The organism is Yersinia aldovae 670-83 (genome assembly GCF_000834395.1).
Lineage (GTDB): Bacteria > Pseudomonadota > Gammaproteobacteria > Enterobacterales > Enterobacteriaceae > Yersinia > Yersinia aldovae.
The window spans coordinates 1,369,512-1,382,360 of record NZ_CP009781.1 but is presented as its reverse complement, the minus strand read 5'-3'; the positions used below and the strand labels follow the sequence as shown (position 1 = coordinate 1,382,360).

The following is a 12,849-nucleotide window of genomic DNA, read 5'->3' as shown; positions in this document are numbered from 1 at the left end:
GTGAGGTATGACTATGAGTCAGTATATAAAACAGCAAATGTTATTTTTGTCTAAGCAGTTAGGAATTGATGTATTTCTGGATGATAAACAGCAAGCTATATTACTTATTGATGGTGTTCATCCTATTTCTATTCGTTTGGTTGATGGCGTGTGGCAGTTTCATGCAATGATTTGCTATGCCAGTGATGTCATGGACTCAAACGGAAGTTATAAAAAAATTCTTTCAGTGAACATAAGTGAGCAGGAATATGGAGGCGGAGGGTTATGTCTTGATGAATCAGCAAATGCGATATTGTATATATTAAATCCTACCTGCAATGACCATGCTGAAGACTTATATAATAAATTGAACGGATTCGTTAATCGCGTAGACGCTATTCGCGAGATGGTCCTATAGGTGAATAAGTGAATAGATTTTAGGTGGCTCTGTCGCATTAGCGTAGTGAAGTTAGCAAAAGTGGAGCTGCCGGTTATTTAGGCAGCCAACAGATAAAACTGTTCCGCAGGTGACAATCTCTCACTTTGCGGATATTGATATTGCCCTTTACGTATCATGTGGATCAATTCGGTGCCAGCCAGGAGCGTCTGTGCACGCCGGAACGATTTGAATCCCAGCATCAGGCGTATCCGACGTTTGATGTTTCGGTGATCTTATTCAACCAGATTATTCAGATACTTGTTCTGCCTGACAGTAATGGTTTCTTCTTCTGGTTTCCAGCAAAGGTGTCAGCCTGATAACCCAGCGATACAGGGTGGAATAGTCAACGACAACGCCACGCTCTGCCATCATCTCCTCGAGATTACGCAGGCTGAGGGCATAAGCGAGATACCAGCGAACACTCTGGGCAATAATATCGACGGAAGGCTTTTCGGATTAGAGGCATGGGTAGGTAACATCTTAAAAAAAACAGCATGTTACCTGACGACGCCTTAATGCGACAGAACCTAATAAAAATAGCGTGATCATTAGTGCCTAATCATACCCCATTGAACGCTCAGTGTGACTGACGGGACGTTATAAATACATTAATAGCGTTGTTAAGTTCAGCAACAGACGCCAGAACCTGCTTAACCCGCTTAATCACTTCATCGACATCGAGTGCATTTTCACAGTATTTCTCCAACTCGCGACAGTATCTTTCAGCTTTGGCCGCACCAATTATCTGCGCTGCACCGGCCAGGCGGTGAAGGGTATGGGGTAGGCTTGCCCAAGCTTTGCTTTCGATCAATATATGTAATTGCTGAATGTCACGAATGTTCTCATCATGGGTAGTACGCAATAAATCACGTAACAGTCCAGTATCTTGTTGCGCCAGTTGCTGAAGGGCGGTTAAGTCGATGAGGTCTTCCAGTACTGCGCCTGGTTCTTGTCTCTGTTGAGGCTGACGAGGTATTTTATTCAGTTGTATTTCTAACTGCGATAACTGTAACGGTTTAAACAAACAATCATCCATCCCTGCGGCCAGACAGCGTGCCCGCTCTTCAGGCTGAGCATTGGCAGTTAACCCCAGAATAATTAGCGGTACTTGTTGCTCTTTACGCAGGCATTTTGTCAGTTCCAAACCATCCATTACAGGCATACTGCAATCGGTGATAATCAGTTCAACATGACTCTTTCGCCATAGTTGTAGTGCTTGAACGCCGTTTATTGCTTCAATCACATGATGCCCCAAAAAAGAAAGCTGACGTTTGAGCAATAGTCGGTTAGCTGAATGGTCATCGACTACCAGTATGGACAGTGGTTGAGCATCGTCTACCGGTACGCTCGCCATTTCAATGGGTTCAATGGCGTACTGACGATGTTCTACCGATATTTCTACCGTAATACGCGTTCCACGACCTGGTTGGCTGAACAGCTCAATAGTTCCTCCCATCATGGACACCAGTTGGGCGCAAATCGATAAGCCCAGGCCTGTGCCCACCTGCTTCTTCCCAGCATCGGATTGTTTATAGGGACTAAATATTTGCGGCTGATCATCTTGCGGGATACCTACGCCAGTATCATTGACCACCAATTCAAGCATTACCTGTTGGTCACTGCCGGATAAACATTTCACCTGTATATCGACAGAACCTTGCTCGGTGAATTTGATGGCATTACTGACCAGATTGAACATGATCTGATGCAATCGTATTGGGTCGACATAAATCTCCTCCGGATGCAATACATCAATATCACATGTCAGCTCTAAGTGTTTTTGTCGTGCCAGTCCCATAAATACCGGAATTACCGGTGAGAATAGTTCATTAAATTTCATCCATTCCAGAGTTAACTCCAGTTTACCCGACTCAATTTTGGCTATGTCAAGTATATCGCCCACCAATCCCATTAGCGTATGGGCAGATTCATACGCCACTTGGATAGATTCTTCTGTTTCAGGATGTCCTTTATTGGTTACCGCCAATTCCAACAACCCAATAATAGCGCTGAGAGGTGTGCGTATTTCATGACTCATCGTGGCGAGGAACGTACTTTTGGTACGGTTAGCCTGTTCAGCATTTTCCCGTGCAGCAGAAAGTTCTTTTATTAAAAATTCGTATTCTGTCATGTCTTGCCAACTGCAAATCAATCCGAGTAACTCTCCATCACTCCTTTTAAATGGCGTAGACTGATGCAAAATCACTCGCTCTTCTACACCATTACTGAGGCGATAGCGCTGAGGGGCACTCTTCACTGGCAAGGTTCGCACCTGCGTTAACGCAAAATTAATAACAAAAAGAGGGTGTTCCCGGGATGTTAGGGGCATAGCCGCCAGGTTTTTTGTTTCCTGTATAAAGAACTCATCCCACGCCTGATTATGGCTGAGGATGTTTCCCTCTAAATCGACCACATAGGTCGGCATGGGCGTGCCGTTGAAAAGCGTTTCCCTCAAGGTGGATTGTTCTTGCAGTTTTAGCTGGATACTGTGCCGCGTCCGAACCTCTTTGCGCAGATAGTAATTCCAGACCAGCGACGTACTGACCAATACGAAGAAAATACCGGTCAGCCAATAGAACTGGGCACTATAAATTGTCCAGGTATCCAGCTTGATTTTGGGCGCGCCCTGCCACTTATTGATTATCATCGAGATTTCACTGGGTGGGATAGCGGCCAACGCCTTATTTAAAATACTGTAAAGCTCGGGTTGGTCTCGCCGTACCGCAAAAGAGATCAGCGCATCATCCTTACCCAGGCGAGACACCACTTTCAAATCACCCCGAAAATAATGGTCAATCATATAGTTGGCGCTAATCAAATTACTTATAGCCCCATCAGCCTTCCCATCAATTACCAACTGTAGGGCTGCACTGGTATTTTTAGCTTCCAGGAATGAGATGCCAGGATGCTGTTCTTTTAACTGTTCTTGAAACTGGCTGTTGGGCGTAATAGATAGCCGCATTATTCCGTTGACCGACGTGGGTGCCGAGGCGGTGTTTTTAACTACCAAGACAAAGGGAGTGGACACATATGGGTGAATAAATAGTAATAGTTTATCACGTGCGTCACTGTAAGTAAGGGCAGCAATAAAATCGCCTTTACCGTCGTTCAACATTTTGATTGTATCGATGATGGAGGCAGATTGTACTGTTTTAAAACTCAGTCCGGTACGCAGGTGAATAAGACGGATGATATCAGCAGCGACACCGTGGAGTTTCTCATTTGGATCGAATACGGTAAAAGGCGCATAGAGTGGGTCAATCACTGCGCGTAAGTCGCCGTGCTGGGTCAACCAGCGTTTCTCTTTCTCGGTCAAAGCGAGAGGTGCGCTTATCGACTCTTGACTCCACTGCCGCAGAATCGCCTTATGCTCTGCGGAGGGAATAGCCTTTAGTACCGTGTTCACAACACGCTGCAACGTTTGCCCGTCAGGCCTAAATACAAAACGGGGGCCACTTTTCTGTGCAGGAAAGATATCAGCGACTGACATCATATTGGCGTAGTTACGCTGGATCAGGAAATTGGCCACGGTCTGGCTGCCAATAAAGTAATCATTTTCACCGATAGCGACAGAAAACAGTGCCATAGCTGATGATTCATAGTGTGTAATTTTTGCGTCAGGGTAATAAGAGAGTAGCCACTCGTCCCCCAAGGACCCTTGCAATAAAGCAATACGTGTACTCGTGCTCGTCTTTGCCTGCGGAAAGTATGAGGCTTCACGGGAAACCAGTGCCGTAAGGTCAGGCATAAAGGGAGTACTGCTAAGGTGTTTTGTCAATTGCTCGTTGGAGTCATCTATCAGCATATCGACTTCGCCTTTATTCAATGCTGCTAACGCCGCATTGCTGTCAGGGTAATGCAGTATATTGGGCCTCAACCCCAAAGAATAAAAAACCAGCAGACTATAATCGACAGATATGCCTTCAACGGTGTTCGGTGACTGAATGATATTGAACGGTGGATTCCCAGGCCCATAGATAGCAATATTCACATCCCGCTTGGTTCCTAACCAACGCCAGTCGCTATCACTGAGTTTGAAGTTAACAGGCGCTGATGTTTCCCGACTGAATAGCACCATCGGCGTTGGTTCAACACTGGCGGGCAGGACTACCACAGGCCAACATAAGGTCAGGAAAAACAGAATCAGCACATTGCGCATAGCGGGGTATCAATCGATGTTGTTACGTTGGGAGAAATCATACAATTCCACCATATTTTTCAACTCTAACTTTAGCATCAGACGTCGTTTATAGGTGCTCACAGTTTTGTCGCTAATTTGCATTTTCACACTAATATCGACCACTTTTATCCCTTTAACCAAAAAACGTAACACCTGAAGTTCTTTATCGGATAACGTCGAGATTTTACTTTGTCCATTCTCCTCAATGGATCCCAACATTGCGACCTTACGTGATTGATCTCGAGGGTAGTAACCGTAACCCCCTTTGATAGCACGCATAGCATCAGTAAATCCCAACAAGTTGTTGCGTTTACTGATAAACCCATCGGCACCGGCGCTGGCACAGCGTTTTACATAATGCTCATCATCCTTGCCGCTAAGCACCAAAATACCGCCCTCATAGCCCCTGCTGCGCAGACACTTCACCAAGTCAATCCCATTTAGAGAGGGTATGTCAATATCTACAACAATAAAGTCAGGGCAGAGTTCTTTAGCCAATGAAAGGGCTTTCAACCCATCATCAGCCTCCCCGACGATACTCATATTGTCTTTTTCAAGCAGCATTCTGACAGCCAGTCTGGCCACCGGATGATCATCTACAATCAATACATTATTCATATAATCACCTGTAACCATCTAACATGGCTTTTTCCAATCATAAAAACTCATCATTTTTGGTATATCACAATAATATTGTAGGATCTGTCATATGATTGAGTAAAATTGTGTTAGCGGAGCTAAGCAGTTTTTACTAACTTGCTGAGATTATGGCATGTGCCACCTCCGCTCTGTACAAAATAGTGTGTGCTTGCATGACATTCCCAACGCCGCGGTGTTCGCGGGAGGGTGGAATGCGGTTGAAAAACTGTTAACAGTCCAATGAGCAAGTCATGTAAAATGGACTACCGATGACCTATAATGCTACAGACATAGCATTAACTACTAATTTTATCAATGCCTTACATTGTAGTCTTTCCCTGTCATCAATTACATCCCTGCCTTTCAAAACATACATCCTTATCTGATATTTTCTTTTTAAAAAAAACGTCATAGTTATGTCACTGTCTGAGTAGGGGATCACCGGACTCTATTCCTTGATAGAAAAATTCTGATAGCGATGATTGAAAAATAGATCTCGGCATTAGGCTATTTGACCAGAAAAAAAGAATAGAAAGGAGGGGGCTGCCAATTCACGGTTTAGGAACTCAGTTAGGTGAATATCGCGGAGAAAGGCTGAAAAGGACCGATTCTTACTGCGCAAAAGTCATTTTCCTTAGCTGTGAGGTAATGCAATATAGGTAACCAACTCATGGGGCTACCTGTGGGGACTGGCGCAATACCTGCCAATATAGTCTTTGTGTGTTGAAACGTCGTAAACTTCAGCATCTGTCATGATGGGCGTTTATTTACTCTGTATAGGCTGGAATCAATGGTGGCGGTATTCTGATGAAAACAATGAATGGCACACCTATAACATTCTGTGGGTATACAGTTCAATATTTTGGAGTGCATTTAGTCCGTATTTTTTACTTTTGTGTATAGCCCACTTTGGTTTTTATATGGTTCGCTTTGTTGGGAATAAAGACGATGTTTATGTTCGTGAATAAATAGTGTTGCTGTTTGCCTATGAGTGAGGAAACGCTGCATTGTATTTAAATAATTATCTGTAATTCTAAATGAGTGAGATAATCTATGCATGATGTTATCATCTTTAGCAATTGTGACTTGATTCGTTTTTCTTTGGAAAAAATAGTCGACAATGTCCTTGCAGGGAAGTCAGATAGAACTGATTTTTCTATTAAAGTGTGTTCTTCACTAGCTGAATTCGAATGTGCGATATTATCATCAATTAACCCGATAGTTTTTTTTGATATTGACAACGTATCTATTTCAGAAAAGTATCAAGTTTGTAAATTTATTGGAAGAAAGGTAAATAAAGGGAGTGTTGTATTTTTCTCTAAAGAAAATGAACTTCCGGTGATTGGTATTTTTTCAAAAAAAATAAATTTAATTTTTGTTTGCAAAACAGAATCCATTGTAAAAATAGAGCTGGTGACACATCATTGTTTATTTTCCACTGATGTTTTTTTAGATATGACTTTCGCAACTAACACCAACATAAAGACTAAGAGTCATTTTCTAAAATTAACCAGAAGGGAGAAAGAGGTTTTGCCATATTTATTATCAGGTATGCCGAGTAAAAGTATCGCAATGGAATTGGGGGTTAGTGTGAAGACACTAAGTGCGCACAAAATTAATATTTTCAAGAAGTATAACGCGACAAGTTTAGTTAATCTTTGTTATAAACTAACTAACTGATGTTTAACATTATTATATGGAGTGGTGCCGGCGGGTCTGTATTGTTAACATCTTTGTTTTTTAAGTGTTATCTTATAATCTTTTGGCTCGGTGATGTATATGATCACTATTTTACTTATCATAAAATGTAGAATGATGACTATGAGTGATTTTAGATGGGGTATTAGTCTACTCTTATTACGGATACTACCATGGATAAAATTTATAAAAAATCATGGTTGTTTTAATCCATATTAAATAATCACTCCTAATATATTTAGCTATCATACTTATACCCCCCCTAATTCCATTTCGTCAATATATTAATTCCGTAATTAAAGACTGATTCCATTAGGTTATTAATGTGGGTGTTTATTAACATTTTGATATTCACACATTTCTTTTTATAAAATAATTTTAGTGTAATTAAATCCTCAGTGAAACTATTCTATACGTTTTAGTCTTAATTTAACATATATTTCCCCTGTTAAACCTAATTTTCAATATGAAAGTGTAACTCATCACGCGAGCATTACATTTACATCCTATAAAAACATAAAGCATAAATTTACTGGATTGATGTGTGTTTTTATTTTAAATCACTGCTTTTGTACGGCATGTACTTATTTTAGATGAGTGTTCCTACAAAAACCTCCTTATTTCTTAGGTTTATTTCTTGGTATTTTACGCGATTGATTATAAGTTTTTATTTGTAACTTATTTATTGAGTTAATCCAGCGTTAAAATCTGTATTTTTTGTTTTTTATTGGTGTTTGCTGCTTATTCTTGTTTTCTTTGTGGGTTTTTATATTTTATTTTGAATTTTTATGAATGTATTCTTTATACATATTAATACATCTAGTATGTTAGTCGGGAAATAATGACTTCCAGTAAAAATCACATCTGTGAGTTCATGGCTTCTTTATATTATCCTTTGTTTTTATAATCCGCCGCTTACAGTGGCTTTATTTTTATATCAAGGAATTAAGAATGAAAAAGTTAATATTAGCTGCTCTGGTGGCCGCTTCTTTCTCTGCGTCAGTATATGCAGCTACACCAGGTACTATCCGTTTTGAAGGTGAAATTGTTACAGGTGCATGTGGTATTGATGCTGACTCACTGGATCAGACTGTTAACTTGGGACAAGTTCCTAGCCATATGTTCAAAGCCATTGGTGATCGTTCTACCGCAGTACCATTCGAAATTGTACTGACTGAGTGTGACACGACGACCTCTAAAAATGCAACTGTAACCTTTACGGGTACTGGCCATGCAGAGAAGAGCGCTATCTTGGGTGTAACCGGTGCAGCCACGCATGTAGGTATTCGTTTGCAAGGTGGCAGCAATGAATACTTAGATTTGGGTACTGTTTCAAAACCAACTCTGCTGAGTAATGGTGATAACCACCTGAAATTCTCCGCAATGTATGAATCAACTGCTGCAAATGTAACTGCTGGTGATGCAGATGCAACAGCTCAGTTTACTGTTAATTATCTTTAATAATACTGTCTGTTGCTAATAGAGGGGGGCCCCCCTCTATTAATCGGGAAAAAATATGAAAAATTATAATTCATATAGGTGGTTATTCTATTTACCTTTATTTTCCTTTGAAGTAATAGGTGTGGAATTCAATACGGAGTTTTTAAAAATTGGCGATCAAGGCCAAGTTGATTTATCACAGTTTAGCTCAGGCGAAAAATTAGCTCCTGGAAATTATCTTGTTGATATTATTGTAAATAATAATTATGTTACACAACAACAGGTTAATTTCTTGGAGAATGCTTCTAATTCTAAGTCACAACCTTGTCTACCTAAAACACTGGTTGAGACTTTTGGATTGAAATCTGATTATGTCTTGACTCTACCTGAGCAATCTTGCTTGACTCCAAATAAACTGCCCGGAATAACGATTAATTATCATAAAAGTAATGGACAGTTAAAAATTACAGTTCCGCAGTCATTACTCGAGTATTACGATAAAAACTATACACCACCAGAACGATGGGATAATGGCGTTGCTGGTTTGATGCTTGACTACCGTTTTATTGGAAATACACGTCAAGATAAGCATGAAGAGCGGATAAATTCATTATCATCTTATGGTACCGCAGGGGCGAATTTGGGTGGCTGGCGTTTGCGTGGGGATTATCAGTTCTCCAACTATAGTGATAATAATGGCAATCAATCTTTAGGCTTTAACAATATCCATATGTTTCGGCCTCTGCCATCGATTAAGTCCTTATTAACCATGGGAGAAACTTTCCTTTCTTCTGATATTTTTGACACGGTAAGTTTCCGTGGACTTAAACTGGCCAGTGATGAACGTATGTTACCGCCAAGTTTGCGTGGATATGCCCCACGAATTAGGGGTATCGCCAAAACGAACGCGAGAATTACTGTTAGCCAGCTAGGGCGAACAATTTACATGACCACGGTTCCTCCTGGCCCATTTAGTATCCAGGATATGAGTAGTGCGGTTCAGGGGGAATTACAGGTCACTATACAAGAAGAAGATGGGTCAAGTGAGCAATTTTCAGTCAATACATCATCGGTACCTTTTCTCACTCGACAAGGGCAATTTCGTTATAACACTTCGGTAGGTAAACCGACGAATGTTGATAGCCATGCTCAAAAACCTGTTTTTGGTATGGGGGAACTGTCCTACGGGATAACGAACACCTGGTCGGCATACGGTGGGTCTATTTTAGCCGAAGATTACTATTCGTTAGCGTTCGGTATTGGCAAAGATCTTTACCAATTTGGTGCTATGTCTTTTGATGTTACGCAGGCCCATGCCACCATTGAAGATAAGCAGTTAGTGGGCCATTCGTACCGATTAAATTATGCTAAACGATTCGATAGTCTCGATGCGGATATTCGTTTTTTTGGTTATCGCTTCTCAGACAAGAAGTTTGTATCACTTAATGAATTCACCAATACAGTCAATAGCGTGATTCAAAGAGATAATAAAGAAAGCTACTCTATCGTAACAGCGAAGCAATTTGGCGGGTACTCAACCTACCTATCATACACAAATGATACGTATTGGAATGCGGAATCCGCTAAACGTTTTGGTGTATCGCTCAGTACACGGATTGATGTCGCCCAATTCAAGAATATATCACTCGACATATCTCTTTCCTATAATAAAGATCATGAACGCGATGATGTCATTAGTTATTTAGGTATTAGTATTCCTCTGGAAGGCCAAACACGTATTAGCTATAACCAGCAAACCGGCGATGGTCGCTTCAATCCGACGGTCTCATTGCGCAAGAATCACGGTAAAAATGATTATTATCAGTTAACGGCGGGCAGTACGCATAATGACCCGATGGTGAGTGGCTATTATCAGCACAAAACTGATGCTTATCAACTTGGTGTAAGCGGCAGTAATGTTTCGCAAAGTTACAATTCAGCGACCGTTAACTTTAGTGGCTCTGTGATCACTACTCCGAAAGGATCTGCGTTACATTCTTCAGGGAGTGGTGGAAATACTCGACTACTGGTTGATACTCATGGCGTATCAGATGTGACTTTTAATAATGGGAAAAGTCATACTAATAAATATGGCTATGCAGTTATTGATGGGGCATCTGCTTATGAAAACTTTGAAGCACGCGTTGATGTCAATAATTTACCCAAAAACGCAGAGTCGAATGCGCCTATCAGGAGTGTTGTATTAACGGAAGGGGCTATTGGGTATGTGCCTTTTGAAATGAACAAAGGCAGTAAAATATTAGTTCTCCTGAAAGGCGTTGATGGTACTCCATTACCATTTGGTGCAGAGGTGACAAATGAACAGACAGGAAAGAGTAATGCCATCGTGGGTGAACAAGGACTTACTTATTTAATTGGCGTTAACCCGGATAGCCAATTAGTGGTGCGTTGGGCTGATCAAAGCTGCTTGATCGTATTACCACTGGCCTTATCAGAAAACACCTTTTCCCCGCAATCTATAATATGCCGTAAGGCAACTTAATAAACGAGTATGAGACTATAGAAATGAATGTGAAATTGCAGTATTTACCATTATCAATAATTATGTTGTTATGCTTTCTTTGGGTCAACAGTTCTCAGGCTGCGCTGGTATTAGATCGAACCCGAATTATTTATAAGGATAATGCTCAGTCTGTTAGTGTCACCCTGACGAATAAAAGTACATTGCCTTATATTGCCCAATCATGGATTGAAGACAGTACAGGACAGAAAGTTTCTTCGCCATTTATTGTATTACCGCCTTTACAGCGTGTCGAGGCGAATGATAAGAATGTTGTAAGAGTTACTTTATTACCTAATAACAAGCTGTCTTCAGATCGTGAATCTGTTTTCTATCTAAATATTAGGGAGATCCCCCCTAAAACGGATAAAAAGAATGCATTGCAAATTGCACTTCACTCTAAAATCAAGTTGTTTTATCGTCCAGCGGCAGTCATTCCTCCTCGCGGCGAAAATGTGGCTTCTAAATTACTGATTACTTCTCAAAGTAATCGACTGAGTATAAAAAATACAACACCGCTGTATGTTACTCTCGTGGGAATCTCGGTGTGGGAAAGTAAATTACCCTTAAAATTTGAACCTAAAATGTTAGAGCCAGGCGAAAGTATTGATGTCTCTACCGATCACCCAATCCGTGGGAAGATTATTTTATCGCATGTGAATGATTATGGTGGTCAGCAAGAAACATTATATGACTGTACTGGCTCGGTCTGCGTAAGTAATGATAAGCAGAGATCATAATGAACCGATTCTATCTTTTGGCATCCTTGATCCTCTTATTGTATTTCCCCCCCCAATCGGCTTGGGCGTTAGCCTGTGTCCGTACAGATGGAAGCGGGCTGCAACTAAGTGAAAGTATTGGTTCTACCGTTAAGGTTTCGTCGGCGGTGCCAGATTATACTGTTATATGGCGCGGCCCCGAGCGTAGAATTTCAGCGCGTTGCTATCGCGATAACAACATTCGCGAAGTTGAGCATATTTCATTTTATGTTAATCCACTAAAGATCAATTCACTTGCGTGGGGGATTGAGTTTGGTATGCGTGTCAATGGTATCGACCAATGGCCGCAAGGCGGTGGTGCTCAGGCAGGTATTGATACGGGGGCCATTATTCCAGAGTGTAATCTGGAAATTAATCTAGCATTATGCCCTGATGCTAATTTTTATGTCAGTTTCCAGCCAATTATACGTAAAAGGGGACTAAACCCCTTTTCTCAGACCCCAGATAACAGTTATCCCTTATATCAACTTGATGGGAAATATGGACTAAATGGTGCTCGTGAAAATTTCAATTATGTTATTACGGATCTAAATCTGATTACCGCAACGGATTGTACCATCGATGTGACGGTGACGCCTTCACCTGGTGTCATCGATTTTGGCACTATACAGAAAAACTCAACAGGTCTTAATCCTGCGGTACCTAAACAGCTTTTCTCGCTTATTTTAGATAAAAAGGGTTGTGAGACACCCATTAAAATAAATGGCTTTCTGACTACACCGAAAAGTCGTGGGGACTATATACTCCCTGAACTGGACAGTGGTTTTGGCATTAAAATTACAGAGTTAAGGACGAATGCCCAAATACCCATTGCAAAGTCTTTTTTCATTACTGATTTTACTGCACTTGATACTCAGGATGAAATTCAGTACAGCGCGGAGTTGGTTCCATTAGGTGAAATCAAAGTCGGACCATTTTCTGCTACTGCGACCATAGAAATTCTGTATCTTTAAGTGGATCTCTATATTTTTGTATATCATTAAAATTATTTTCTATATTTTAATGTCTTAGAATACAGTGTGGATTAAAGGCCATAAATAATACACGTTGAATATGTCAGAGAATAAATTTAAACGTCTGTAATAGCTCAATAAGGCCGGTGGTAATCCCCCTATCAAACAAAGCTGGGGGGTATTACCTTTGCCCCGCAAAAGGATGGTTATATCTGGCTATC

Annotated in this window: 8 protein-coding genes and 1 pseudogene; 6 read left to right on the top strand and 3 right to left on the bottom strand. The window is 40.9% G+C overall.

The window, feature by feature from the left end; all coding sequences use genetic code 11:
* Nucleotides 1-13 precede the first annotated feature (13 nt).
* On the top strand, nt 14-397 hold the full coding sequence (locus tag AT01_RS06340; RefSeq protein WP_042546521.1) for a CesT family type III secretion system chaperone: 384 nt from the start codon (nt 14-16) through the stop codon (nt 395-397).
* A 77-nt stretch (nt 398-474) separates the two neighbouring features.
* Here the strand turns inward: AT01_RS06340 and AT01_RS06335 are convergent.
* The 3 genes and pseudogenes from AT01_RS06335 to AT01_RS06325 all read right to left on the bottom strand — a co-directional run bounded on the left by AT01_RS06335 (nt 475) and on the right by AT01_RS06325 (nt 5,216).
* Nucleotides 475-884 (bottom strand): annotated as a pseudogene (locus AT01_RS06335) (DDE-type integrase/transposase/recombinase).
* Nucleotides 885-995: 111 nt separating this feature from the next.
* The gene (locus tag AT01_RS06330) at nt 996-4,577 is read right to left on the bottom strand and encodes a transporter substrate-binding domain-containing protein (protein WP_052489943.1); all 3,582 of its coding nucleotides are present in this window, start codon (nt 4,575-4,577) and stop codon (nt 996-998) included.
* 9 nt (nt 4,578-4,586) lie between these two features.
* Nucleotides 4,587-5,216 (bottom strand): response regulator, encoded by a 630-nt coding sequence (locus AT01_RS06325; protein WP_042546520.1) that lies wholly within the window; start codon nt 5,214-5,216, stop codon nt 4,587-4,589.
* A gap of 1,074 nt (nt 5,217-6,290) precedes the next feature.
* On the opposite strand from AT01_RS06325, the gene AT01_RS06320 reads away from it, so the two are divergent.
* From AT01_RS06320 to AT01_RS06300, 5 genes are all read left to right on the top strand, one after another.
* Nucleotides 6,291-6,917 (top strand): LuxR family transcriptional regulator, encoded by a 627-nt coding sequence (locus AT01_RS06320; protein ID WP_042546519.1) that lies wholly within the window; start codon nt 6,291-6,293, stop codon nt 6,915-6,917.
* Nucleotides 6,918-7,886: 969 nt separating this feature from the next.
* Complete coding sequence (locus AT01_RS06315) at nt 7,887-8,396, top strand: fimbrial protein (protein WP_042546518.1); 510 nt, start codon at nt 7,887-7,889, stop codon at nt 8,394-8,396.
* A gap of 55 nt (nt 8,397-8,451) precedes the next feature.
* The gene (locus AT01_RS06310) at nt 8,452-10,878 is read left to right on the top strand and encodes a fimbria/pilus outer membrane usher protein (protein ID WP_071841495.1); all 2,427 of its coding nucleotides are present in this window, start codon (nt 8,452-8,454) and stop codon (nt 10,876-10,878) included.
* A 23-nt stretch (nt 10,879-10,901) separates the two neighbouring features.
* Nucleotides 10,902-11,636, top strand: coding sequence for a fimbrial biogenesis chaperone (locus AT01_RS06305; RefSeq protein ID WP_042546517.1), 735 nt, complete (start codon nt 10,902-10,904; stop codon nt 11,634-11,636).
* Nucleotides 11,636-12,628, top strand: a complete 993-nt coding sequence (locus AT01_RS06300; RefSeq protein ID WP_042546516.1) for a fimbrial protein — start codon at nt 11,636-11,638, stop codon at nt 12,626-12,628. Before AT01_RS06305 ends, AT01_RS06300 begins: the two co-directional genes overlap by 1 nt.
* Nucleotides 12,629-12,849: the final 221 nt, after the last annotated feature.

Coding starts and splice junctions, on each gene's coding strand:
- AT01_RS06340 (WP_042546521.1), top strand. CDS start 14: ATGAGTCAGTATATAAAACAGCAAATGTTATTTTTGTCTAAGCAGTTA.
- AT01_RS06330 (WP_052489943.1), bottom strand. CDS start 4,577: ATGCGCAATGTGCTGATTCTGTTTTTCCTGACCTTATGTTGGCCTGTG.
- AT01_RS06325 (WP_042546520.1), bottom strand. CDS start 5,216: ATGAATAATGTATTGATTGTAGATGATCATCCGGTGGCCAGACTGGCT.
- AT01_RS06320 (WP_042546519.1), top strand. CDS start 6,291: ATGCATGATGTTATCATCTTTAGCAATTGTGACTTGATTCGTTTTTCT.
- AT01_RS06315 (WP_042546518.1), top strand. CDS start 7,887: ATGAAAAAGTTAATATTAGCTGCTCTGGTGGCCGCTTCTTTCTCTGCG.
- AT01_RS06310 (WP_071841495.1), top strand. CDS start 8,452: ATGAAAAATTATAATTCATATAGGTGGTTATTCTATTTACCTTTATTT.
- AT01_RS06305 (WP_042546517.1), top strand. CDS start 10,902: ATGAATGTGAAATTGCAGTATTTACCATTATCAATAATTATGTTGTTA.
- AT01_RS06300 (WP_042546516.1), top strand. CDS start 11,636: ATGAACCGATTCTATCTTTTGGCATCCTTGATCCTCTTATTGTATTTC.